Below are 24,098 nucleotides of genomic sequence, written 5' to 3'. Positions count from 1 at the left end.
GGGGTGCTGATCACGCGGAGTGAATTACTGAGGTTTGAACTCGGGTTGTCGTAGCCGATGACACGGCTTGATCGTCGCGGTACGCCGTTGATATGAGGTATGCGCAGGGCGGTGGCATGTCCGATGAGCGTCGACAGTTCCGTGAAGGCGTCCGGATGATGGTCGCTGAGCGGTTCGCCCTGGGCAAGCCGAGTTCGGTGATCGCGAAGGAACTGCGGGTCAGCGCCCGGTCGGTGCAGCGGTCGCGCGGGTCCTGAGACAAGTGCCTGCGGGCTCTGCGGTCGGTAGGTTCGGCATTGCCACCACGATTGGGTGAAGCCCAATTCGCCCAGCTGGAGCGGGAGTTGGCCAAGGGGCAGGTCGCGCACGGGTGGCCGGATCAGCGATGGACGCTGTCGCGGGTCAAGACCGTAATCGGGCGGCGCTTCCACAAGAGCTACACCCCATAGGGGGTGCGCAAGCTCCTGATCCGGCAGGGGTTCTCTTGTCAGGTGCTGGCCAGACGGGCCCTCGAACGTGACAAGGAGCAGGTCACCGGCTGGGTGAAGAAGATCTGGCCGCAGGTGGAAGGACCGCGCGGCGGCGCTCGACGCGTGGATCGCCTTCGAGGGCGAGTCCGGTTGTTCGATGACGCCGCCGATCGCCCGCACCTGGGCCCGACGGGGGCACACACCCGTCATCCGGGTTCGCGGCCATACCCGCCGTCGTATCTCGATCGCCGCCCTGACCTGTTACAGGAGCGGCGAACGGTCCGGGCTTATCTACCGGCCGCGCCGCGACGACGGCCGACGCGACGGACGCAAGAGATCCAGAACCGTCCCCAATAGCGGCCAAAACTGCTTGTGACCAGCACGTTAGCGTTTACCGAGCCAACTGGGCAGACCCCGGAATCAGGCCATTGCAGTAGATTCGACTCTCGGTCACGGTCGATGCAGACTGCGTTCCAGATGAGCAAACAAGATGACTGACGCAACTGCGGTGCCCACCGTTGTCAACACTGGATGCACCTTGAGGTGGTTACCGGTAGTTCGTTAAATCCGGAGGTCGAGGTCAATGCCGTGTCCGGTAGTGACCGCGTTGATCAGTGCCTGCAGGTCGGAGGGCGGGTCCTTGTCCGTCCAGGCTTGCCACCACCGGTTGAGGGTGACGGCGGGGGTGAGCCAGGAACGGATGGCTCGTAAGGCCCTGGGCCAGCAAGGCTGTTGGGGCTGGTGGGACCGGTCTGGTCCCCCTCTCTGCCCCCTTGTCGGGGCACGGGTCCGGCGCGGTGGCGTCCAGGGCTCCGGGTGGGGCGAACCATTGGTCCCAGCAGAAGGAGAAGGCGCAGTTGACCAGGGTTTGGTGGCGGCGGATGGCGCGGTCGGAGCGGACTTGGAAGTCGGCCCAGCCGAGTTCGTCCTTGATCTGTTTGTAGCTCTGCTCGATCCATGGCCGCAGGCCGTAGAGGCGGACAATCTCGCCGAGGTCGGCCGGCGGGTGCGGGCCGGTGGAGGCGTGGGGGTGGGGAAGGTTGGTGGCCAGGTACCAGGTGGCCTTCGGCGGCAGCCCGGCTGGGTCGGTGGTGGCCACCACCAGCCGGCAGGGTGAGTTGGGGCCGTAGCCGCCCAGGCGGGCATCAGCGGCCCACCAGGTCTCGGTGTGTCCGTCGCGGAAGTGACGCTTAACGGGTGTCCAGTCACCGGGGCTCTTGGCGTCCTTCCAGGTCAGGTCTTGGGCGGCTTCGATGGGAATGTGCGGCTGGTCGGCCGGGGCCCAGGTGCCCCGGTGCGGCTTGAGTGCCACCACGTAGGCCAGGCCGGCCTCGCGCAGTGCGAGGTACCAGTCGTCGCTGACGGAGTAGGCGCAGTCGGCGACCACCGCCCGGCAGCCGAAGCCCGCCTCCTTCCCTCGGGCCGCGAGGGCGGCCGACAGTTGCGGTTTCGTGCGGAAGGCCGGATCGGACCGGCCGCGGGCGAAGTGGTGGGCAGGGGTGTAAGGCGTCGCGTGCAGCGGGTAGTAGACGCGGCCGTCGGTCCACACCGTGGTCACCGTGACGATGCCGTTGTCCGTCTTGCCCAGCCGGCCCAGCCACTGCCGGCCCACGTTGGCCGTGGCGGTGCCGTCCTTGCGGTCCCCGGAGTCGTCGATCACGATGACCCCGCCGTCGTGCGGAGCCGTCGCCGACTGCTCGCGCAGCAGCTCAAGGCGCCGGTCGTTGATCTGCTCGGCCTCCCACGGCGATTCGGACAGGAAGAACTGCAGCCGCTGCACCCCAGGCGTCCCCGCACCCGCCACGGGCTCCGCGCCTGCCAGGCAGGTGATCGTCTTGTTCCGCTCCCGCGGCGCCAGCAGTCCCGTCAGGTACTCGCGAAAGCCCCGCCGCTGGGCCAGGCTGAAGAAGAGGTCGTCGAACCGGGCCGCGTACTCCTCCAACGGCCCCGGAGCAGGCGGACACGGACGGCGACTGGTCATCTTCAGCCCCCAGTCAGGCAGTTGACTCCTACCATCGGCCTACGGCCAACCGGACCAGCCGTCAAACCCACACCACCACCGGATTTAACGAACCGTGTCAGAACGGAGGTGATCACGTGTCGGGTGTGCCGGGCACGGGACGGGGAGCCTCTAGCCTCGCAAGCCGCACGCGACGCCGACAGTCCGGGACGCACTGCATGCGGCGCTGACCGACTGCCTCATGGCCGACGGTGAGAGCCTGCCGCCCACGGACCGTTCCCCGCCTGGGACACCTACGGCATCGACGACACCTCGATGACCACGCCGATCGCCTGGTCGATCACGGTGTACGAGCTGACGGTCTCCTGGAGCCGGCGACCAGCCGTTGCAGCTCGCTGTTCTTTCGTGGACGGGCGGGGACGGCGTCGCTTTTCCTCCACGCCGTTGAGCTTCAGGGTGACCGTCCGGCCCGCAGAAAAAAGTTCTGTGGATCTTCGCGGCAACCTTTTCGGCCTCTCTGACCACTCAGTGTTGTCCGGCCAAGTGGGCCGGTCAGATGCAACAGTTGAAAGAGAGCACAGGCATGTCCCTGGAACGAGAGCGCAGACATGTCCCCGGTCCACCCTCGTCATCGGTGGCGTCCCGCGGCGGCCACCGTGCCGACGGCGGTGCGCGCGGTGGCCGTCCGAAGCATCGTGGTCGTCGGTTGCTCGCGCGTCGGGGTCTTTGGGCGGGTCTCGCCATGGTGGTCGTGGCCGGGTCGGCTGTGGTGGTCAGCCAGGCTTCGGCAGACCAGAAAACCCTGGATCTGAAGAAGTGGTACGTGCTGGTCAACCGCAACAGCGGCAAGGTGCTGGACGACCGCGGCTCCGCCAGGAACGACGGCGCTGCGGTGGTGCAGTGGGCGCGCCACGGCGGGGCCAACCAGCAGTGGCGGTTCATCGACGCGGGTGACGGCTACTACCGGCTGAAGAACCGGACCTCCGGCAAGGTGCTGGACGACCTCGGCTGGTCGAAGACCGCCGGCTCCGCCGTCGTGCAGTGGAAGGACCTGAACGCCACCAACCAGCAGTTCAAACTGGCCAAGTCGTCGAACGGCTACCTGCGTCTGGTCAACCGCTTCAGCGGCATGGCTGTCGGTGTCCACAAGGCCGCCAAGGCCAACGGGGGCAACGTTGTCCAGAACCGCGACCGGAGCGGCGCCGATCAGCAGTGGAAGCTCGTCGCGGTCGGGAACGTCAGCGGCGGCGGTACGCCCACCACGCCGAGCAGCAGCGCTCCCGCGAGCCCGACTCCGAGCGCCCCGCGCCCGTCGTCCTCGCCTTCGTCCGCGTCTCCGTCGCCCACGAGCGGTGGCGGCAGCTCGGCGAAGCGTTTCCTGGGCAGTGACAAGGTGATCATCGGCGGCTCGATGACCGACGCCTCGGCGAACGCCGCGCCGTTCGACGCGCGCTACGCCTATGTGCACAGCCAGCCCGCGCCCTCGTCGGACTACTACACGGCAGCGAAGTGCAAGGACGGGTGGTCGAACTGGTGGGGCTGCTGGAACGGCAGCACCACGGCGCCCGGCACGTACGTGACCTGGCGGGACGAGGTGGCGTCCCAGGCGACGTACAAGGGCAGCTCGCGTCCGCAGAAGATGCTGTGGAGCTGGTACTCGTTGCGCGACCTCGGCGATGCAGCGGGCGAGGGCGACGGTCCGGGTGAGGTCAAGGCCATCAACCGGGTCGACCTGCTCACCCGGTACCTGAACGACTACCGTTTCTTCCTCCAGAAGATCGGCACGTCGCACGACGCGATCGACATCGAGCCCGACTTCTGGGGCTACGTCCGGTCGCTCGGCGATCCGCACAAGATTGCCGCGCAGGTCTCGGCCGCAAATCCGAAGGATTGCGGATCACAGGAGAACAGCGCTGCCGGACTCTCCCGCTGCCTGATCTCGATGGCCCACAAGTACGCGCCGAACACCGCCGCGGGGCTCCACCTCACCTGCTGGGACTGGCAGAACAACACCCAGCAATGCGTCAAGGACTACGCGAGCCTCGGGGCGCAGAACGCCGACTTCCTGGTCGCCGACGTGTCGGACCGCGACGCGGGCTGGTACGCACAGCCGGCCCACGGCGGCCGTAGCACCTTCTGGACCGACCAGACGGCCGCTGACACGCTGAAGTGGTACAAGACGATGGCCGAGTCCGTGGGCAAGCCGGTGGTCCTGTGGCAGATCCCCGTGGGCAACATGGCGCAGAACGACACCCTCAACCACTACAAGGACGACAAGGTGGACTGGTTCTTCGGACACATGGACCAGGTGGCGAACGCCCATGTCGCCGGCCTGTTCTTCGGTCCAGGGCAGCAGGAACAGACCACGGTCGAGTCCGACGGCGGAAACCTGATCAACAAGACGATCGCCTATCACAACTCGGGTGGTACAGCGCTTAATTGACATGCTCCTCGCCTTGAAAGGCGAGGATTCTGGCCTTCCCCACCGGTTGCCGTGCCGCTACGCGGCGCGGTTTCCGGTGGGGAATCCGTGGCTTCCTGTTTCTTCGCGCTGTGCCCGAACGGATTCTGGTCTTACCGGCGCTCCGCAGGCTGTCACCGCCAGTCCGGCGGCCTGGTGGATGTTGAGTGCGGCGTTGTGGTCCCGGTCGTGGAGGGTGCCGCAGGCGGTGCAGGTCCATTCCCGGATGTGCAGGGGCTTGGGACCGTCCACGGTGCCGCAGAGGGAGCAGGTCTGGGAGGTCGGCTCGAACCGGCCGATCTTCACCAGCGCCCGCCCGTACCGCTGCGCCTTGTATTCCAGCATGTTCACGAATGCCGTCCAGCCCGCGTCGTGGACGGACTTGGCCGGCTTCGTGCGCGCCAGTCCCGCAACCGACAGGCTCTCCACGGCGATTCCTTGGTTCTCGGAGATCAGCCGGGTGGAGAGCTTCTCGCCGGTGGACAGCACCGCGATGGGGGTCCCCCGGACGGAGTGGGGGAGCGTCAGGCCGAGGTCGATGCCGACGCTCTGGCCGGATGCGGGCATCCGGTTCGCGTCGGCGGCGGGGTCGGTGCCGGTGACGAACGAGGCGAAAAACCTGGCGTTGGCCGTGAACCGGATCGACTGCCGGGTGTCCTTGCGGGACTTGAACCGGGGCGCACTCAGCTTCGGACCCTTGCGGGTGCCCTTGAAGGAGGCGAAGAAGTTCTTGTAGGCGGCCTCGGCATCGCGCAGCGACTGCTGCAGCACGACCACGGACACCTCACCCAGCCAGGACCGCTCCACGGTCCGTTTCGCCTCGGTGATCACACGAGTGGACAGCTCACCGGCCCCGGGGAAAGGCCTGCCTGCTCTGCGGGCCTCCTCACGGGCGCGTACCGCATGGTTGAACACGACACGGACACACCCGAACGCCCTCGCCAACGCGGTCTGCCGGCCGGCATCCGGGTGCAACCTGAAGGCGTACCGGAGCTGCACTGCGAATGAATCCCGGTAGCGGTACAGCACTCAAGTAGGTGCAGATGACGAAAGGCGCCCCATCTCTTCGATGGGGGCGCCTTTCGTCGTCTTCGTCGGGCTGAGGGTCAGCGCTTCAGGGTAAGGACACCCGGCCGGTACGGCAGCTTCGCGTAATCCATGCCGTCCGATGAGGGGTTCCTGCCCTGGTAGAGGAACTGCAGGTTGCAGGGGTCGATGGTCATGGTCTGGTCGGGGTTGTTGCGGACCAGGTCACCGTGGCTGATGTCGTTGGTCCAGGTGGCACCGCTGTTGGCCTTGCCCGCGAAGGGGCTGCTCTCGCTGCCGGCCTGCTCGGCCCACGGGCCGTTCAGGCTGGAGGCCGTGAACGAGCGGAAGTAGCGCCCGTTCGCACCCATCGCCTCGACGATCATGAGGTACTGGTTCTGGCCCTGGACCTTGTAGACCTCCGGCGCCTCGAACAGCTTCGCCTTCGTGTCGCTCATGACCGTGGTGTACGAGGAGCCGAAGCTGCCCGGGAAGTTCCCGAGCGGCGTGGTCGACTTGTAGATCTTGCCGTTGTCATCGGCGAAGAACAGATACATGTTCTGGCCGTCGGCGATCACGGTCGGGTCGATCGGGGCGCCCACGGGGAGGCTGCCGGTGAACAGCTCCTTCGGCGCGGACCAGCCATTGGGGTCGGTGGGGTCGCTGGACGTGCGGTAGCTGAAGGGCCAGGGGGTACCCCACCCGTTCGAGACCAGCACTCAGATCTTCTTGGGCGCGAAGTAGAACAGTTTGGGCGCCACCGCGGACCCGCTGATCTTGGTCTGGGTGGCCGTCGCCATGTCCGACCAGTCCGTGAACGGACGGAAGGTCATCGCGCCCCACGCCGATCCGGTGGAGGTGGTCGCGTAGACCAGGTGCTTGCCGTTGTACGTCACGGTGGTGAAGTCCTTCAGCGCGACCGCCCCGTTCGCCGGCTCCGCCAGCGGGCCCGTCGAGGTCCACCGGTACGTCGACGGAAGAGCACACGTGTCGCTCTTCGGCGCCGGGGCTGGCTGGAAGGTCCAGCGCTGGTTGGCGCCGCCCTTGGAGTCCCAGATCTGGACGGCAGTGCCGTTGGCGGTCCGGCCGCCGGGGATCTCCAGCGCCCGGCCGCTGGCGACGTTGGTCAGCGTGTAGGAGCCGTCGCTGTTCCGGCTCGCCTTCCAGTGCTGGTGGGCGCCGCCGTTGGCGTCCCAGACCGTCAACTTCGTCCCGTCGGCCGTCCGGTTCAACGGCTCGTCCAGTACCCGGCCGCTGGCGACGTTGGTCAGGGTGTAGGAGCCGTCGCTGTTCCGGCTCGCCCGCCACTGCTGGTTGGAGGCGCCGCTGGCGTCCCACACCTGGAGCGGGGTGCCGTTGGCGTTCTGTCCCGCGGGCACGTCGAGAACGCGTCCGGCGGCCGCGTTGGAGAGCGTGTAGACGGTGCCGGAGGTGATGTCCCCGGCCTGCGTGCCGCCGCTGCCGGTGCTGTCCAGGGCGGTGAGCACGGCGTTGTAGGCGGGCTTCTTGTTGCCGCCAGCGTCGAACAGCAGCGCGTTCTCACCAGTGCGCCAGGAGTCGCTGTCGCGGATGCCCCACACGGTGATGCCCGTGCAGCGGGCGACGTTCATGCACGCCTGGACGGCGTTGGTGTAGGCGGTGGCGGGCGCCTGGGCGATGTCGAGCTCGGTGATCTGCACGTCCACGCCGAGTGCGGCGAAGTTGGACAGGGTGGTCTGGAAGCTGGCCGGTGGGCCGCTGGATGCGAAGTGGCTCTGGAAGCCGACGCAGTCGATGGGGACACCGCGGGACTTGAAGTCCTTGACCATCTTGTAGACGCCCTGGGTCTTGGCGTCGGACCAGTTCTCGATGTTGTAGTCGTTGTAGCAGAGCTTGGCGGAGGGATCGGCGGTCCGGGCGGTGCGGAAGGCCTCCTCGATGAAGCCGTCGCCCAGCACGTCCTGGAACACGGAGCTGCGGTGCCGGCCGCTGCTGCCGTCGGCGAAGGCCTCGTTGACCACGTCCCAGACGTAGATCTTGCCCTTGTAGTGGTCCATCTCGGTGGTGATGTGGTTCTTCATCACCGTGCGCAGGGTGTCGGCGTCGGTGATGGACTTGACCCAGCCCGGCAGTTGGGAGTGCCAGACCAGGGTGTGGCCGCGGAGGCGTGGCTGACGATCGAGTCGGCGGCGGCGAAGGTGAAGTTGCCGCGGGAGGGTTCGATGGCGTCCCACTTCATCTCGTTCTCCGGGGTGATCATCTTGAATTCCCGGTCGAGAAGGGTGGAGTACGTGGAGTCGCCGAGCTTGCCCGCGGCCACTGCCGTGCCGAAGTAGCGACCGCTGCCGGCCGCCGCGTCGGCGGCCGTGGCCGGTGCGGCGGCCTCCGGCGTGCGTGCGGCCAGGGCGACCAGTGGTACGGCGGCGCCCGCGGCGGCGAGGACCACGGAGGCGGCGATCACGCGGCGGGTCGCCGGACGGCGACGACGAGAACGGTTCTGATCTGACAACGGCATGTCCTTCTGGCACAGCGGGCCCTGATCCGGCCCCGGATGCCTCTCAGCTGCCGCCACGCACACAAGGGTTGCCGCGATCGAAAAAGCATTCTCACGGCCGCCGCCGTCGCCCTGCCGCACAGCGGCGTTCACCGGGTCGGGACGAACCCTCCCCGGACCGACGCGGAGCCGCCCGAGCCCTGTGCGTCGACGCGGTAGCCGTCGCCCGCGGCACTGCGGACGCCGGGGCCGTTGTTGAACTGCGCGGCGAACTCATGGTTCCCGGCCGGCACGGTCAGTCCCGGCTTGAGGACCCAGCGGTAGACCAGCGCGCCGCCGGCCTCCTGGACGGTGACGGTGAAGTCACCATTCGGCAGGGTCTGCCAGGTGCCGGTGTTCTTCGCCTCGCCGGTCTGCACGATCCGGATCTCGACCGTGAGCGAGGTGAGCGGCTGGGTCGTCTTGAGGACGAGGTCGCTCTGCGTCCAGTAGACGGTGCTCTTCGGATCCAGCGAGCCGTCCGACCGCAGCGCCCCGTTCTGGTTCTCGCCGACGGTCGGCGAGGGACTGGTGGCCGACGGAGTCGGGCGCGAGCTGCCCGGGGTGGTGGCCGGGGGCGGCGCGACAGGGGTGGGGCGGGCCGATGTCGGGTGCGGGGAGCTCACGGTCGGGGACGGGGCGGCAGGCGTGGTCACGGTGGGCGGCGGCGGGGGGGACGCGACGATGGCGGCGACGGCGAGGCCGCCGGTCGTCAGGATGCCGCCGGCGGCGAGCCCGGCGAGGGCGACCCTGGTCCCGGACCTCGCGAACGGTCGCGCGCGGTGACGGACGGCGGGGCCGGCCATGCCGCGTTCCACCCGGGCCAGCATCCGCGCGCGGTCGGGCCGGTGGGCCTCGGCGGCCTCGCGCAGCCGACGGTCGATTTCCTCGTTCACCGGTTCCTCCTCCTCCCTGGCACCAGGTCCCCGGCCGCGTGTGCGCCCAGGAGCTTTTCCAGCTCGGCCATTCCCTTCGAGGTCTGGCTCTTCACCGTTCCGACCGATATCCCCAGCGCTGCAGCCGTCTCCTTCTCCGACAGGTCGAGGGCGTGCCGAAGCACCACGCAGGCGCGCTTGCGGAATGGCAGCCGGGCGAGCGCCGCGCGGACGTCCAGCACGGCCGCCGCGTCCGGCCCCTCCACCTTCTCGGGGCTGCGGGACCAGAACAGCGTGATCCGGCGTCGCTCCCGCACCGTGCTGCGGATGCGCCCCCGCGCCAGGTTGGCCACCACACCACGGGCGTAGGCGAGCGGGTGGTCGGCCTGCCGCAACCGGTCCCAGCGCTGCCACAGGGCGACCAGGGCATCCGCCGCGAGGTCGTCCGCCGCGTCGGCCTCGCCGGTCAGCAGGTGTGCCAGACGGGCGAGCTCGGCATAGTGGCGTTCGAAGAATTCGTGGAACTCCGCGGACGCGTCATCGAGGACCATCCCCCGGTCGCCCTCTCCTTGCCATGATGTGTGCGTTAGTTGCGTGTTCAACAACGGGGAGCGCAGCCTAACATTGCCCAGCCCGGGATTCGAACGGCGGTCGTGCATGGTTGCGGGGCGGTGCAGGCCGGCCGGCGGGCTGGTCAAGGCCGGGCGAACCGGACGCCGGTCGGCTGCGCGACGTCCGGCTGCACGGCGGCGACGAGCAGCGCCAAGGGAATGCCCGTGACCATTCCGCGCCTGCGCCACGGTTGCGGCGCGGCGTGCTTCGTTGCCCTCATGACCGTCCATCCGGTAGTTCGAGTCGGCCTTCCGGCTCCTAGTTGCCGCAGAGGACGAGAAGGTTGCCGCGTACTCCTCCAACGGCCCCGGCGCCGGCGGACACGGACGTCGCTCGGTCATCCTCGCCCCCGAAACTCGACACCCCACCGCAGTACGATCGACCCACTCAGCCGTCAACCCCACCTACCGACGAGTTCAACGAACTACCGGTAGACACGCGTGGCCGTCGGCGCGTTCGGTCACGCGTACGTACCGGTGCTGTGCCTAGAACTTCCACTTGATCTCTATCTTCTCTGGATCGAAGCGGTAACCATGCCAGCGCTGCGTACCGGGCCGACCGGGGTGGACGATGACCCGATCGACCACCAGGCGCAGGGTGTTGCGCCGCCACTCCAAGCCCGAGGTCTCCCACGCGTCCCGGATCGTCTGTGTTGCTGGCATGTGGGCGAGGGAGGTCTCGCTCTGGTAGTGGCTCAAGGCCTCTCGGGCTTCCTGGACCGATGCTTCGGCGATGCCTTTGGCCTGGATGAACTGGTCGCGGCTTAGCACGTCGGTGGCGTAGTCGGTGACCAGCTGGTCGAGTTTGCCCTTGCGTCGCTCAAACTCCTGCACCAGGTGGCGCACTTTGTCCTCATCTACCTTCGGCGAGAGGAATACAGCGACCTTCGGATCGTCGAAGACATGCCAGACGGCCTGGGTCACCAGCAACTCGACCGGCTCGGCGATACGGAAGGTTTTGCTGCACCCACTGGCGTTGCCGTAGTTGTCGTGAGGTCGGCATCGATACCGACGCTGCGACGGCCGGCCGCACTCCGGCCCCCGGCCGCCGCTGTACATCCTGGAACCACACCGGCCGCAGTAGATGAACCCGGTCAGCAGGTACTTGCGTACGCCGGTCTGGGTCTTGGGCCAGCGCCACTGCTTACTCAGGCGCTGTGCCTCCATACGGTCCCACTCTTCGCGGGTGAGGACGCCCGGCCACTCCGCGGGATACTCCTGGCCCTCATACTCCCGCACGCCGATGTTGCGCTTCTTCATGATCGTGCGCTGGAGGTTCTCGATCCGCCATTGCTTGCCGGTGGCGGTCAGCACGCCCCTCTTGTTGAGGTCTCGCGTGATGTCGCCGATGGACTCGCCAGCGATGAAGCGCTGGGCACACTCCCGGACGATCAGGGCCTCCGACTCGCGGATGACCAGTCCGCCGGGTTCGTAGCCGTAGGGCCGTCCGCCGCCGTGGATCTTCCCCTCTATAGCGCGCGCCTTCTGCTTGCGTTTGATGCGCTTGGAGAGGCGGGCCGCCTCCAACATGGCGTTGTTGACCGCGTTGATCGCCGCGTGGATGCCTTCGGCGCTGTCGAGGTTGTAGCTGATGCCGTCGCCGTCGGTCGTCTGGATGCGCTGGAGCTTGGTCGTCTCGGCGAGCTTGATCAGCTCCAGGAGCTCTTCCAGCCGCCGGTACAGCCGAGGCATCTCCGTGATCAGGATGATGTTGACCTGGCCCTGCTTAATGGCGCTGAGCAGCAGGTCGTAATGCTCACGGGGCTTCTTCGAGTACTTCGAGGCGCTGATGTCGTTGTCGGGGAAGATCCCGACCACAGGCCAGGCGTTCTCGTCCGCGTAGTCACGGCACTCGCTGACCTGGATGGAGACGTTCTCGCTGAGCCCTCGTCGGTCGCGGCTCAAGCGGGCGTAGATGGCTGTGTTCCAGGCTCCCCGAGGGGAGGTAGGGGATGTATCGGACATGGCGCACTCTCCAGTGGAGCATGAGCGACGCTCCTGGGGAAGTGCTGACCTGGGACTTTCGTGCCTTGGGGGAGGCGCTTCTAGCGGGTGCCTTCGCCGTCAGTTGCAGATGTCGCGGAGTTCGTCGACGAGGCCGGTCACCGCGGGATCGGTGGGGTAGCGGGCGAGGGTGGTGTAGAGCTGCATCACGACGCCCAGCCGGAAGTCGGCGGCGTCGGAGATCCCGTAGAGCGTCGTATCGGCGGGCTGCGGTCCAGGGAGGCCCGGCGTGCGAGGTTGCGGTCCTTGGGGGAGAGCGGGGCGAAGTCCTCCATGAGCGCGGCCGCGAGGTCGTTCCAGGCGAGGACTTCGCATGCGGCGGACATGACGAAGCCGGCCGTCTGCGGCAGCCGCTCGAGGAGGGCGAGGATGCTGGGGCGGACGTCGCGCCGGTGCGGTCCGGTCCGGTTCGGCGCGGTGCCCGCGAGGACGTGGAGGTGGTCGGACTCGGCGTCGGTGAGGTGCAGCGCTCCCGCGATCGCGGCCAGGACGTCGCCCGAGGGGCGTGGCGCCCTGCCTTGTTCGAGGCGGATGTAGTACTCGGTGGAGATGTGCGCGAGGACCGCCACTTCCTCGCGGCGCAGACCTGGTGTGCGGCGGCGCGGTCCGGAGGGGAAGTCGACGTCCTGAGGGCGGAGCCGCTCGCGGCGGCTGCGGAGGAACGCCCCAGTTCCTGTTTGTCCATACGCCCAGTGTCCGCGCGGCGCGGCGGCGGATCCTGGTACAGCCTGTGCCTGTATCCGGCCGGCAGGCGGCCGGACGCTGTTGCCATGACGAACAACACGAACACCACCGACAGCGCACCCATCGGCCTGCTCACCGGCAAGGTCATCTTCATCACCGGCGCCAGCCGCGGCATCGGGGCGGCTGCGGCCCGGCTCTTCGCCTCCGAGGGCGCCGCCGTCGTGCTCGCCGCCCGCAGCACCGACGCCCTGGACCGCATCGTGAAGGAGATCCGCGCCGACGGCGGCGTCGCCGACGCCGTCACCCTGGACCTCGCCGACCCCGCGAGCATCCGCGACGCGGTCGACCGCGTGGAGGAACTGCACGGACGGCTCGACGGCGCTTTCAACAACGGCGCGGTCGTGCAGCAGCAGCCCGGCCCGCTCGACACCACGAGCGACGCGGACATCGACGGGCAGTTCGCGGTGAACTTCCGCTCGCACTGGACCGCCATGACCGCCGAGGCCGCGCTCATGCGGCACAACGGCGGCGGGGCGATCGTCAACACCTCCAGCATCGGCAGCCGCCGCGCGGTACCGCCCCTGCCCGCGTACGGCGCCATGAAGCGCGCGCTCAACAGCCTCACCGAGACCGCCGCGGTGACCTGGGCCCCGGAGGGCATCCGGGTGAACGGCATCACTCCCGGCGGCACGGCCACGGAGATGATGGAGGAGTGGGAGGCGGCGACTCCCGGCATCATCGAGGCCAGTACTGCGGGGACACCGCTCGGCCGGATGGCCGAGCCCCGAGAGGTCGCCGAGGCGGCCGCGTGGCTGCTCAGCGACCGGGCCTCGTACGTGACCGGCGCGATCGTCCCGGTCGACGGCGGCGCCGGCGTCTGAAAAAGAGCGGCCCGCGCTCCGGGCCGCTCTGTCGCGACCCCGTACATGAACGGCGACGGCATCTCGATCACCGGCGATGCGCTCGGTATCGGTCCCGGACCCGCACGGAAGCTGCGGGACGCCGAAAAGAGGGGGACAGCCACCGAACCCGCGGACGGGGTGTGGACGGTGGTGCCGTGATGAACATCGACGGCGGGTGTGCGAAGCGGTGAGTGTCGGCCCGTCGGCCTTTCCCCTTCATGAGCACAAAGACCGTTGCGGTACTAGCGTTTTCCGGCGCGGCCGTCGTACTCCTCACGGGCGGTGAGGACTTCCTCGATGTGCCCCACCGACCACTCCGTGAGCGCCCTCAGGGGACCTCGCAGCGTCTGGCCGAGCGGGGTCAACTCGTACTCCACGCGGGCCGGCACCTCCGGGTACACCGTCCGCAGGACCAGTCCGTCGCGTTCGAGGGTGCGCAGAGTCTGGGTGAGCATCTTCTCGCTCACTCCCGCCAGCCGCTGCCGCAGTCGGGTGAACCGGCACGCCCCGTGCTTGCCGAGTTCGCCCAGCACGAGAACCGCCCACTTGCTGCCGATCTGGTCGAGCACGTCACGCGAGGGGCAACCACGCGCGTACGGGTCCCATGACGGTATGGGCTCGATCACATCCTCGGTGGTCGCCACACTGCTCACCTCGATACTCACTTCGGGGTTGCCACCTTACCTGGAAGTGGTTCCTTACCAAAGGAGAGTGACGAGGTCACCCTGGGTTTCGTGCCGCGGGAGGTCTGCGGCAGGAAGGGGCGAGCTCATGTCAATCGTTGTCACCGGAGCCTCCGGTCAGCTGGGCAGGCTCACCGTCGAAGCACTGCTGGCGCGCGGGGTGCCGGCCGCCGACGTCATAGCGACCAGTAGGGACATCGCCAGGATCAAGGACTTCGCCGACCGCGGCGTCGTGGTGCGCCGGGCCGACTTCGTGGAGCCGGACAGTCTCGCGGCGGCCTTCGAGGGCGCGGACAAGCTGCTGCTGATCTCGACCACGACCGTGGACGAGCGGGTCGCCAACCACCGGCGCGCCATCGACGCCGCGGTGACGGCAGGCGTGTCGCTGGTGGCGTACACGAGCATGTCGCACGCGGACAGGGCCACCACGGTCCTCGCCTCCACCCATCGCGTCACGGAGGAGTACCTGCGGGAGCGCGCGGTCCCCAGCGTGATGCTGCGCAACAGCTGGTACCTGGAGAACTACACCGCCCAACTCCCGCTGGTACTGCGCAACGGGGTCGTTGTCGGGTCGGCCGGCCAGGGCAGGATCAGTGCCGCGGCCCGCGCCGACTACGCCGACGCCGCCGCGGTCGTACTGACCACCGAGGGCCATGCCGGCGAGGTGTACGAGCTGGGCGGCGACGAGGCGTTCACCCTGGCCGAACTCGCCGCGGCGATCTCGGCCGCCAGCGGGAAGCAGGTCACGTACACCGACCTCCCGGCCGACGGACTCGCCCAGGTGCTGACCGGTGCCGGTCTGCCCGCCGAGCTGGCGCACGTCCTCGTCGACGCCGACCTCGGCATGAGTCGCGGCGAGTTGTTCACCGCTTCCGGCGACCTGCGGCGCCTGATCGGACGGCCGACCACGCCGCCGGCCGACGCGATCGCCGACGCGCTGCGCTGACAGGCCTACGCCCACCGATTCACTTGCCCCACTTGCCCACGTCCCTCCCGGTCACCCGGGGAAAGGTCCTTCACGATGTCCACCCGCACCACTGCGCACGCCACTTGGCAGTCCGCGCTCCTCACCCTCACCGCGGCGTCCGCCGCCGTGGCCGCCTTCACGCTTCCCGCCACCGCCGCACCGATCCATGGCCGCGAGGGCAACGGCCACACGATCGCGCTCGACGGCAGCCGGGCCTTCCCCGAGAGCGTCGCGGCCGACCACCACTACGTCTACACCGCCAGCATCGCCGACGGCACCGTCTACCGCGGGCGCCTGGGGGCGAAGACGCTCGAACCCTTCCTGCCGGGCGGTCAGGACGGCCGTAGCCAGGCCACCGGGATCAAGACCACCGGCAACCGCCTGCTGGTCGCCGGCGCCTTCACCGGGCGCTTCTTCGTCTACACGAACACCGGGAAGCTCGTTTCCTCCTACACCGTCCCCGACACGGGCGAGTCGACCCTCGTCAACGACGAGACCGTCGCCCCCGACGGGGACGTCTACATCACCGATTCCTTCCGCGCCGTCGTCTACCGGATTCCGGCCGCCGAGGTGAACACCCCCGTCACCGGCGCCCGTCGGACCCTGGAGGTGGCCTACCGCCTGCCGGACTACGTGGCCGGCCAGTCCAACGGCAACGGCATCGTCACCACCCCCGACGGCACGTCGCTGATCATCGGCTACTGGTACAGCGGCGCGCTCTACCGGCTCACCCTCGCCACCGGCGAGATCCGCAGGATCGCCGCACCGGCCCTGACGAGCGCCGACGGGATGGCACGGCGAGGGAACACCCTGTACATCGCCCGTTCCGTGAACAACGAGGTCGACGCCGTGCGGCTGTCCGGCGACGCCACCCGGGCCACTGTCGTCTCCGCCCGCACCTACACCGGGGCCGACACCACCACCGGCGTCGCCGTGAGCCAGGACCAGCTGCTGGTGACCAACTCCCAGATGGACACCTTCCTTTACGGCGATCCGCTGACCAGCCCGGTCTTCACCCTCGAAAGCCTGCCGCTGCGCTGACCCCGCACCATTGGTTCGGTGCTGTGCTCGCGGCGGGTGGGCCGCTTCGCGGCCCGGTCGGAGATCAGTCCGCCGATCGCTCGCCGGGCCTGGGCGAAGGTGCCGCGGCGTCCGGTGCACCGGCACATCGGGGCCCACCGCCGGAGTTCGGCGTTGGCGTGCCCGACGCCGATGCGGGCCGAGGGCTGCAGGCGCCGGGCCCCGCGCCAGGCTCGCTCGTCACTCTCGCAGGCGTCCTCCTCCGGTTTTTCGGCGGGGCGGTGACCTGGTTGCGGAACTCCCTGGCCAGGCCCTGGTAGCCGGGGTAGACCTTCGCCTGCACCGTCGGGTGCCGGTGGAACTGCTCGGCGACGCCCTCGGTGCGCAGGGCGGTCCGGTCGTGCATACGCCCAGGCCTCTCGATGCCGGAGAACGGCATCCGGCCCTGGCCGTCGCTGAAGGTGGTGGTGGTCTTGGGGCAACTTGCCCCAGACCTTTAGGGCCGGATCAAGTTGACAAGTGGGAGTCTCCGCAGCGGATCCTGCGGCCCGGCGCAGCAGTGCACCGGCAGGCCGGATGCGGCACGATCGCCGGATTCATCGGGTCCCGGGGCGGGTTCGGGCGACCAGCCGGGTCTCGATGTTGCGCAGGGTCGAGATCGCGGCGTCGATGTCGTCGGAATCGGTCACGGCCTCCTCGAGAAGGCGGCTCCAGACCTCACGCAGTCGTTGCAGGTTCTCCTGTGCCTTCTCGGTGGGATACAGGCGCACCCGCCGCGCATCGTGCTGATCGGTGTCGCGCCGCACCAGCCCTGCCTGCTCCAGGCCCCGCACCGCCCGGCTGAAGTTGCTCGAGATCATCTGGGTGGCCTCGGCGGCCTCGCCGGCGGTCGTGCCCGGGTGGCGGTCGATGTAGCGCATCACCGCTCCCTGCAGCGGTGTTCCCGACTCGACCTCGCCCTCCTTCGACGCACCGATGTGGCGGCCCACCGCCAGGATCCGGTCGGCGAGTTCGAACAGCCTCGAAGTCTGTTGCTCGTCCATGCGCCAGGTCCTCCGCCGTCGCCCCTCGATTGCTGTCAGTTGACAGCTACTTTAGTCCGTGCGTTAGCTTTGCTGTCAACTGACAGGCATCGGTGGAACGAAGCCACCGGACGTGCCGCCCGCCCGATCGAAGGACGAAAACCATGCCCCTCGTCGCCATCGAAGAACACTGGGTAGCCCCGGGCCTCACGTCCGCTCTCAAAGCCCTGCCGCGGCCGGACGAGAGCCTCGCCTTCAACGAGATGGGCGACCACCGGCACCGCCTGGAGGACCTGGGCGAGGAGCGGATCGCCGCGATGGACGCCCAGGGCATCGACATCTCGGTCCTCGCCCTGACCCCGCCCGGAACCCAACCGCTCTCCGCCGAGCAGGCCCGGCACCTGAGCCGCGCCGCGAACGACACGGCCATCGCGGCCGTCGACAAGAACCCGACGCGGTTCCGCGCGCTTTCGACCCTGCCCATGTCCTCCCCGGAGCACGTCGTCGACGAGCTCGTGCGCGCGAAGGGCCTGGGCCACGTCGGCACGATGGTCTACGGCCGCTCCGGCGATCGCTTCCTCGACGACCCGGCCTACGACGAATTCTTCGCCGCCGCGGCGGAACTCGGCCAGCCGGTCTTCATCCACCCCCAGATCCCCTCGGACGCGGTGCGCGACGCCTCCTACCGAGGCCTCGGCGAGCTGACCGATCTCGCCCTGGCCACTTTCGGATGGGGCTGGCACCTCGACACCGCGACCGCGGCACTCCGGCTCATCCTGCGCGGCACCTTCGACCGCCACCCCGCCCTGCAGATAGTGCTCGGCCACTGGGGCGAGATGCTGCTGTTCTGGCTCGACCGGGCCGACAGCCTCTCCCGCCTCGCCGGCCTGCAACGGCCCGTCTCGGACTACATCCGGACGAACTTCCACATCACCGTCTCCGGCATGCTCAACCCCGCGCTGCTCCACCACGCCCTGTCCGTCACCACCATCGACCGGCTGATCTTCTCCACCGACTACCCGTTCCAGCACCCGACCCAGGACGAGATCAACTCTTTCCTCGCACACTTCACTTCCGACGAGGACCGACAGAAGTTCTCCTCCGCCAACGCGGCGGCGCTCTTTGACCTGGAACTCTGATCAGGACGAAATAGCGAGCCTTTCCGATCTACGGTTGGTCCGTCGTGCGGGGTTGGCGGGTTTCGGCTCGCCGGCGGGCTCGGCCGTGGCGCGATGGGGCGGTGAGTGAGCGCAAGGCGTACAAGACCGACCTGACCGAAGCCGAGTGGGCCGGATCGAGCTACTGATCGCGGCGTGGAAGGCACGGCATCCATCGGCCTCCGGCCGCCAGCGGCGTTACGACATCAGTTTTAGTAGGTTCTTGGGTGTGCAGCTCCGCTACAACCAGCCACCGAGCACGAGCACCACATGCGAGTTCAGATCGCGCACCGATGAGTCTGCCGCGCCGCGCCGGTCTGTACGCGTGAGTCCGACTCACGGAAGGCTGGCGCTATGCGGAAATTGATCTACGGCATGAACCTGACCCTGGACGGCTACATCGCCGCGCCCGGCGACGACATCGGCTGGGGCGTGCCGAGCGACGAGCTGTTCCAGTTTTGGTCCGACCAGTTGCAGGCGACCGACCTGACGCTGTACGGGCGCAAGCTGTGGCAGACGATGAGCTCCCACTGGCCGACCGGCGACCAGCAGCCCAACGCCACTCCGGCGCAGATCGAGTTCGCGCGCCGCTGGCGGGACATGCCGAAGGTGGTGTTCTCCTCGACGATCGACAAGGTCGACTGGAACACCCGCCTGGTCACCGGCGACGCGGTCGCCGAGATCACCCGGCTCAAGGCCGAGGACGGCGGCCCGATGGACATCTGCGGCGCGACGCTCGCCGGGGCGGCCATGCGGGCCGGGCTGATTGACGAGTACGTGCTGGCCACCGCGCCGGTCCTGGTGGGCGGCGGCACGCCGTTCTTCACCGCGCTGGACAGCTGGGTGAACCTGAACCTGGTGGAGACGCGGACACTTCCCCGCGGCGTGATCCTGACCAGGTACGAGACGAGGCGCTGAGCGCCCGTCACGCGACTCGACCGCCTGCCGGGTCCACGCGAACGTGAACGCCACCACTGGGGTGGACAGCCGGCAGTGCGGCTTCACATCCACCCATGCCGGACCCTGCTCAGTGGTCAGGATGTAATCCGGGATGTGCTTGCGGGCCTGCCCCTCCACAACGGCCTTCAGCAGGAACGGCTGGGCCACGATGCCGCGTACGGACGGATCGAAGTCGGCAAAGAGCAACCGCGTCAGTTCCTAGCGCGACTCGTAGATCACGTGGTCGCGCATCGTCGCTGACCAGTAGATACCCGAGCAGTGCTTCTGGCCCTCGCACCAACGGAACGTCCGCTACGGACAAGCCGACTGCAGAAGGTCGACAGGTGCCGTACCCCAGTCCCGGACCTCCACAAGAGCACCACGCTGCTGACGGATACTCACCGTCGCCGTGACACTGTTCATCGCAAACCCCCGCCCCACGGGCAACGACCCGTACAGCCAACGGTGTCAGCCAGGCACTGACGGGCGGAGCGGGCCGGATCCCCGCCATCCGAAAGGGTGAGAGCCCTGTCAGCTCCGGTGAGCGCCGACCAGGCAAGTGACAGAACCATAGAGACCCCGAGCGGTGGATTCTCATCGATCTTGTCAGTTTTCCGAGCCGACACCGCCTCATCGGAAGGTGGCCTGGCCGCCGAACGGGTGCTCCAACGCGCACCATGTGGCATGAGCGGAGGTCGTCCGGCGGTGTCCTACCGAAGTGTGGTCCCTCTCGACACGTTTTGTGGCGCTTACGGCTTGGCCGACGAGGTGATCGGCGATCCGGCCGGGGCTGCGGAGTCCGGCACCCCCGCGTAGTCGGGCAGCTCGACGCCGTTGATCGCGCGCCCGACCAGCTCGGTGAACCATTCGCCGGCGAAATCGGGGCGCGGCTCGGCGTCCGGCCCGGGGACGTCGCGGCTGCGGGCGTTCAACCGGCCGATCTCCTGGTTGGCCTCGACGAACGAACGCATCCGCGCCTCGTAGCGGGCGAACCCGGCCTCGGGGTCCCATCCGGCAGCGGCCAGCTCTGCGGCCAGCAGGTAGGCGCCGACCAGTGCCAGCCCGGTGCCCTGCCCGGACATCGGCGACGAGCTGAACGCCGCGTCCCCCAGCAACCCCACCCGTCCACTCGACCAGCGGTCCATCACCACCTGGGCGACCTGGTCGAGGTAGAAGTCCGGAGTGTCGTCCAGGTGCGCGAGGATGTCCGGGGTCAACCAGCCCAGGCCCGCCATCCGCTCCCGCAGCAGGAGCTTCTGGGCTGCGACGTCACGGTGGTCGACGTCGAAGTCAGCCGAGTCGAAGTAGAACATGGCCATCGCCCGAGTGGCGTCCTGGATGGGCCGCAGGAGGGCGGAGCGCCCGGACTCCTGATCCTGGTACTCCAGCAGCCAGCGGTCCAGCCCGAACTCGTTGGGCACGCTGCAGAAGGCCAGCACATGCCCGAGGTGGCGCAGGAACCGCTCATGCGGCCCGAAGACCATCGCTCGCAGCTCCGAGTGCAGCCCGTCTGCCCCGACCACCAAGTCGAAGCGCCGCCGGTTGCCGCCCGCGAAGACCACGTCGACCCCGTCCGCGTCCTGAGCGAGCCCGGCGATTCGGTCGCCGAAGACGTACTCGACGCCGTCGCGGGTGTCGTCGTAGAGCACCTGGGACAGGTCCCCGCGCAGGATCTCGATGTCCGCGATGAACCCGTCGCCACCGTCGTCGTCGGCACGGAAGGTCTCCAGCACCTGCCCGTCCGCGTCCACGGTGTGCGCGCCGGCGGTGTCGGTGCACGCCGCGCGCACCGCCGCGTCCAACCCCATGCGCGCGATGACCTCCTTGGCGACCCCGCGCGCGTCCACCGCCTGCCCGCCGGGACGCAGCTCGGGAGCCCGCTCCACCACGGTCACTTCAGCCCCCCGCCGGCGCAGCCAGTGGGCCAGCGCGGGTCCCGCGATGCTCGCCCCCGCCACCAACACCCTGGGACCGCTCACCCGCGTCCCCTGCCCGCCCGTCCGGATCGAGTGGCCCTGGTCGGAGTCGTCGACGCTCATCACAGCCTCCATCTGCTTGCTCCCGCGCTGGAACGTCCCCAGCACAGGCCCACCGCTGTCGGTGTATCCAGCCGTATCGACCACGGATCCGCACAAAACTCATCGGTCACCGCAGACATTGATGAGAAACGCCAACTCCGATGAGACTCACATCGACCCAGACTGGTGTAGACCAGGCGGACCGGCCTGTCGGCCAGGCCGCCGGCTGAGAATTCGCCAGATCTGCGCGCAACACGGTGAGACGCTGAAAGGACCAGTGAGAACGGACAGCCCCGACCAGCGAGTCTCACGAAGACGGCATAAGTCCCGTCGATGTGCCATCGGAGATGAGACTGTGCCGCGAAATCTGGGTCCCTACAGTCAGCCGCCCGCGGCAGTGGCGCCGAGGCCAGCACTCGCCGCAGCCGGGCGACCTCGATACGGCCCTGGCTGAGAGCGCCGTACAACGCGCCGTAGCCACGCCGGTGTTCGGGCGCAGGGGCGAAGTCCGACCAGTGTCTTCACCGGCCCGTCCGTGCAGAGCAGGGAGTCGGTCAGCTCGAACAAGGTGTCCCCGCGTCCGGTCAAGCAGCCGTAGAAGCCCGCCCGGAAGCATGACAGTTGCCCAAGCGCATCCTGCGGGACACCCACGCACAGCAGACTCATGCCCACGGCCTTCCTGCTGAGCGGTGTATCTGTGACGGAGCACAGCCTCAGCGGAAGGCCGGCCCCACGTGCCCTGATCTGGGCAAACCTCACTCACGTGTGAAACACATTCGAGGTCGAGCGGGAGGCCACGGGTTGATCAACTTCCAGTTGTGCACGAGTGGGCTCGAACCGGGCGCTGAGCGGCCCCAACTCCGTTGTTCCTGACTCGCAATGTTGTCATGATCGTGAAATGAACAGTGTCGGAGCGAGCGGCATTCATCGGTGGGGGCGATCCCTGTTCGAGCGGCAGCAACAGCCAGTGGCATGGGCTGGACAGGTCCTTGAGGCAGCTTCGCTGAGTCTGGGAACGACTCCCGAGATCGACGCGGCCCTGGAGATGGCAGCCGATCCAACGCAGTGGAGCCGTGGGCGTGAATTGTTCGATCGCGTCCGCCAAAGGAGCCTGGGCGGCGAGGACCCAATCGCTGAGCATCTGCTCTTCCGGCTCGCTGAGTTGGTCGGCAAGCTCGCGTACAAGGCGAGTTCAACTGGTCGATGCAACATCGACTTGTTGAACTCGCCCGATACACATCATTCGCCTTCACCGCGCACCTCCTCGACGCCGGCATCGACGCCTCGATCGGCACCGTTGGCGACGCCCTGGACAACGCGCTCATGGAATCCCAGATCGGCCTCTACAAAACGGAGTTGATCAAGCCCCGCAAGCCGTGGCACGGCCTCTCCCACGTCGAACTCGCCACCGCGGAGTGGGTCGACTGGTTCAACATCCAGCGCCTCCACACAGCGATCAGAGACATCCCGCCCCACGAGCACGAGACCAACTACTACGCTCAACACCAGCCCCAACCGGCGGCTGGAGCCAACGCATAGAGCCTCCACCGATCTCGGAGCGCTTCAGGCCCGCAGCTGCTTTTCGCTGGACAGAGTCTGGAGCTTCGCCAGTTTGCATGCGTCGGCCGACCCTGGCTCTGCGGTGAAGACGAGCAGCTTCAGATCGCCCTCGGGAACCGTCAGGACGGTGCTGTCCGTTTTGACGGGCCCGATGTCCGGGTGGTCGATAACCCCGCTGCGTCGCTCGAACCGCCTGCTGGCACCGCCGCGCCACAACTCAGTGAACCGTGGACTCACCGCGTGCAGCGCGGTGATTCAGAGCAGTGAGTTCATCGTCGGACGGATGACGGCTCGAGGTCTCTCGCAGATCAGCCACCAGGGATGCTTCGAAATCCTGGTCCTGTCGCCCTGGCTCCGCCGCACAGTTCGTCGTGCTCGTGAAATAGCGCCAGGCCATATTGCGCTCGCGACGAGCGGAGAGCGACGGATCACCGCAGAGGGCGGCACCGAGGGAGTTGTAGCGCAGAAGCGTCCAGGTCGCGTCAAACACGGCGACAGGCACTCCGTCGAGGCGATCGAGCAGTTGCCCCGTGGCCGGACCGATGCGCCGGTTGACCCGGCCCGGCTGTGTGATCGAGTGACCGGTGAGGATGCAGAGGTGTTCATACTCGGCCTGCGCCAGACTCAGCGTACTGGCGAGCGACTTCAATACCTGAAGGGAGGGGCGGGCTCGGCCCTGCTCAAGGCGTTTGATGTAGTCCGCGGACATGTCACTCAACTCGGCCACTTCCTCCCGTCGCAGGCCTGGGGTGCGGCGCGAACCACCCGTGACGAGGTGATCGAAATCGGTGGGCGTGACGCGGTCTCGCCACTGCCGAAGCAGCCCACCGAATCGACGGAGTTCATACACGAAGAGCAGTATAAGGACGTGCCCAGCACGACCAGTTCGCCGCCCGGCCACGCTTCACCTGCGTACGGAGAGGCCATTGCGCCTCTGCGCCAGCCGAGTCAGCTGGTGGACAGGAAGTCTCCGTCGCTGTCTTCGGTTTGTCGCGCGACCTCGACGAGCCGATCGATCCGACCTGCCTCGACACGTGCGAACAGATGCGATTCAAACGTCATGCCGGGTCCCTGTGCAGGCACCATCCGAAACAGGTAGCGGCCGGCGATCGTGCTGCCCACGCTGAACTGCTGTCGACGATCGCGATTTTCCCCATGTCGGGTGGTTTGAGCACTTTGTTATTCCCCATACCGAATTCTCCTAATTGGCCATGGGTACGGCGGAGT

Annotated in this window: 21 protein-coding genes and 4 pseudogenes; 9 read left to right on the top strand and 16 right to left on the bottom strand. The window is 68.0% G+C overall.

The features are described from left to right. Positions 1 to 92 precede the first annotated feature (92 nt). Positions 93 to 804 (top strand): annotated as a pseudogene (locus M2283_RS52220) (winged helix-turn-helix domain-containing protein); the annotation flags it as partial. Positions 805 to 1,050: 246 nt separating this feature from the next. Here M2283_RS52220 and M2283_RS48435 read toward each other — a convergent pair. Together M2283_RS48435 and M2283_RS48430 are read right to left on the bottom strand one after the other, a co-directional pair. Next, positions 1,051 to 2,451: an IS701 family transposase gene (locus M2283_RS48435; RefSeq protein WP_280883019.1), complete on the bottom strand. Its 1,401-nt coding sequence runs from the start codon at positions 2,449 to 2,451 to the stop codon at positions 1,051 to 1,053. 272 nt (positions 2,452 to 2,723) lie between these two features. Continuing rightward, a complete protein-coding gene (locus M2283_RS48430) occupies positions 2,724 to 2,870 on the bottom strand; it encodes a hypothetical protein (RefSeq protein ID WP_280883018.1) in 147 nt (48 codons plus the stop codon). A gap of 302 nt (positions 2,871 to 3,172) precedes the next feature. On the opposite strand from M2283_RS48430, the gene M2283_RS48425 reads away from it, so the two are divergent. Next, positions 3,173 to 4,873, top strand: coding sequence for an RICIN domain-containing protein (locus tag M2283_RS48425; RefSeq protein ID WP_280883017.1), 1,701 nt, complete (start codon positions 3,173 to 3,175; stop codon positions 4,871 to 4,873). Positions 4,874 to 4,930: 57 nt separating this feature from the next. Here M2283_RS48425 and M2283_RS48420 read toward each other — a convergent pair whose 3' ends face one another. From M2283_RS48420 to M2283_RS48390, 8 genes and pseudogenes are all read right to left on the bottom strand, one after another. After that, on the bottom strand, positions 4,931 to 5,890 hold the full coding sequence (locus M2283_RS48420) for an RNA-guided endonuclease InsQ/TnpB family protein (protein WP_280883016.1): 960 nt from the start codon (positions 5,888 to 5,890) through the stop codon (positions 4,931 to 4,933). A 107-nt stretch (positions 5,891 to 5,997) separates the two neighbouring features. Further along, a pseudogene (locus tag M2283_RS51845) lies at positions 5,998 to 7,449 on the bottom strand (non-reducing end alpha-L-arabinofuranosidase family hydrolase). A gap of 6 nt (positions 7,450 to 7,455) precedes the next feature. Next, positions 7,456 to 8,411, bottom strand: a pseudogene (locus tag M2283_RS51840) (endo-1,4-beta-xylanase); the annotation flags it as partial. A gap of 128 nt (positions 8,412 to 8,539) precedes the next feature. Further along, entirely contained in the window at positions 8,540 to 9,325 is a 786-nt protein-coding gene (locus M2283_RS48410) for a hypothetical protein (RefSeq protein ID WP_280883015.1), read from the bottom strand. Continuing rightward, complete coding sequence (locus M2283_RS48405) at positions 9,322 to 9,855, bottom strand: SigE family RNA polymerase sigma factor (protein ID WP_280883014.1); 534 nt, start codon at positions 9,853 to 9,855, stop codon at positions 9,322 to 9,324. The genes M2283_RS48410 and M2283_RS48405 overlap by 4 nt, the downstream gene beginning before the upstream one ends. Before the next feature lie 143 nt (positions 9,856 to 9,998). Next, positions 9,999 to 10,136 (bottom strand): hypothetical protein, encoded by a 138-nt coding sequence (locus M2283_RS48400; RefSeq protein ID WP_180360973.1) that lies wholly within the window; start codon positions 10,134 to 10,136, stop codon positions 9,999 to 10,001. A gap of 265 nt (positions 10,137 to 10,401) precedes the next feature. Then, positions 10,402 to 11,880 (bottom strand): recombinase family protein, encoded by a 1,479-nt coding sequence (locus M2283_RS48395; RefSeq protein WP_280883013.1) that lies wholly within the window; start codon positions 11,878 to 11,880, stop codon positions 10,402 to 10,404. Positions 11,881 to 11,991: 111 nt separating this feature from the next. Next, positions 11,992 to 12,604 (bottom strand): annotated as a pseudogene (locus tag M2283_RS48390) (helix-turn-helix transcriptional regulator); the annotation flags it as partial. Positions 12,605 to 12,689: 85 nt separating this feature from the next. Here M2283_RS48390 and M2283_RS48385 point away from each other — a divergent pair. Beyond that, positions 12,690 to 13,484 carry an SDR family NAD(P)-dependent oxidoreductase gene (locus M2283_RS48385; protein ID WP_280883012.1) on the top strand — a complete coding sequence of 265 codons (795 nt, stop codon included), beginning with the start codon at positions 12,690 to 12,692 and terminating at the stop codon, positions 13,482 to 13,484. Positions 13,485 to 13,747: 263 nt separating this feature from the next. Here M2283_RS48385 and M2283_RS48380 read toward each other — a convergent pair whose 3' ends face one another. Then, positions 13,748 to 14,170, bottom strand: coding sequence for a winged helix-turn-helix transcriptional regulator (locus M2283_RS48380; protein ID WP_280883011.1), 423 nt, complete (start codon positions 14,168 to 14,170; stop codon positions 13,748 to 13,750). A gap of 106 nt (positions 14,171 to 14,276) precedes the next feature. Here M2283_RS48380 and M2283_RS48375 point away from each other — a divergent pair, with 106 nt between their 5' ends. Then, on the top strand, positions 14,277 to 15,134 hold the full coding sequence (locus tag M2283_RS48375) for an SDR family oxidoreductase (protein ID WP_280883010.1): 858 nt from the start codon (positions 14,277 to 14,279) through the stop codon (positions 15,132 to 15,134). Positions 15,135 to 15,209: 75 nt separating this feature from the next. Beyond that, entirely contained in the window at positions 15,210 to 16,196 is a 987-nt protein-coding gene (locus M2283_RS48370) for an SMP-30/gluconolactonase/LRE family protein (RefSeq protein ID WP_280883009.1), read from the top strand. A 575-nt stretch (positions 16,197 to 16,771) separates the two neighbouring features. Here M2283_RS48370 and M2283_RS48365 read toward each other — a convergent pair. Beyond that, positions 16,772 to 17,218, bottom strand: coding sequence for a MarR family winged helix-turn-helix transcriptional regulator (locus M2283_RS48365; protein WP_280883008.1), 447 nt, complete (start codon positions 17,216 to 17,218; stop codon positions 16,772 to 16,774). A 143-nt stretch (positions 17,219 to 17,361) separates the two neighbouring features. Here M2283_RS48365 and M2283_RS48360 point away from each other — a divergent pair, with 143 nt between their 5' ends. The 3 genes from M2283_RS48360 to M2283_RS48355 all read left to right on the top strand — a co-directional run bounded on the left by M2283_RS48360 (position 17,362) and on the right by M2283_RS48355 (position 19,272). After that, positions 17,362 to 18,336 carry an amidohydrolase family protein gene (locus M2283_RS48360; protein ID WP_280883007.1) on the top strand — a complete coding sequence of 325 codons (975 nt, stop codon included), beginning with the start codon at positions 17,362 to 17,364 and terminating at the stop codon, positions 18,334 to 18,336. A 145-nt stretch (positions 18,337 to 18,481) separates the two neighbouring features. Then, positions 18,482 to 18,721 (top strand): transposase, encoded by a 240-nt coding sequence (locus M2283_RS52215; protein ID WP_432423247.1) that lies wholly within the window; start codon positions 18,482 to 18,484, stop codon positions 18,719 to 18,721. Next, the gene (locus tag M2283_RS48355) at positions 18,709 to 19,272 is read left to right on the top strand and encodes a dihydrofolate reductase family protein (protein ID WP_280883006.1); all 564 of its coding nucleotides are present in this window, start codon (positions 18,709 to 18,711) and stop codon (positions 19,270 to 19,272) included. Before M2283_RS52215 ends, M2283_RS48355 begins: the two co-directional genes overlap by 13 nt. A 770-nt stretch (positions 19,273 to 20,042) precedes the next feature. Here the strand turns inward: M2283_RS48355 and M2283_RS48350 are convergent. Further along, positions 20,043 to 21,332: an FAD-dependent monooxygenase gene (locus M2283_RS48350; protein WP_280883005.1), complete on the bottom strand. Its 1,290-nt coding sequence runs from the start codon at positions 21,330 to 21,332 to the stop codon at positions 20,043 to 20,045. 1,182 nt (positions 21,333 to 22,514) lie between these two features. Between M2283_RS48350 and M2283_RS48345 the strand changes: the two genes are divergently transcribed. Continuing rightward, on the top strand, positions 22,515 to 22,850 hold the full coding sequence (locus M2283_RS48345; protein WP_432423246.1) for an integrase core domain-containing protein: 336 nt from the start codon (positions 22,515 to 22,517) through the stop codon (positions 22,848 to 22,850). A 24-nt stretch (positions 22,851 to 22,874) separates the two neighbouring features. Here the strand turns inward: M2283_RS48345 and M2283_RS52210 are convergent, their stop codons facing one another. The 3 genes from M2283_RS52210 to M2283_RS48335 form a co-directional block, all read right to left on the bottom strand. Continuing rightward, positions 22,875 to 23,108 carry a hypothetical protein gene (locus M2283_RS52210; RefSeq protein ID WP_432423245.1) on the bottom strand — a complete coding sequence of 78 codons (234 nt, stop codon included), beginning with the start codon at positions 23,106 to 23,108 and terminating at the stop codon, positions 22,875 to 22,877. Continuing rightward, on the bottom strand, positions 23,089 to 23,721 hold the full coding sequence (locus M2283_RS48340; RefSeq protein ID WP_280883004.1) for a helix-turn-helix domain-containing protein: 633 nt from the start codon (positions 23,719 to 23,721) through the stop codon (positions 23,089 to 23,091). The genes M2283_RS52210 and M2283_RS48340 overlap by 20 nt, the downstream gene beginning before the upstream one ends. A gap of 98 nt (positions 23,722 to 23,819) precedes the next feature. Beyond that, positions 23,820 to 23,993, bottom strand: coding sequence for a hypothetical protein (locus M2283_RS48335; protein WP_280883003.1), 174 nt, complete (start codon positions 23,991 to 23,993; stop codon positions 23,820 to 23,822). Positions 23,994 to 24,098: the final 105 nt, after the last annotated feature.

This window comes from Streptomyces pseudovenezuelae, assembly GCF_029892565.1.
In the GTDB taxonomy this organism is placed as follows: Bacteria; Actinomycetota; Actinomycetes; order Streptomycetales; family Streptomycetaceae; genus Streptomyces; species Streptomyces pseudovenezuelae_A.
Note: the sequence above shows the minus strand (reverse complement) of the source record. Positions and strands in the feature narration are given on the sequence as shown.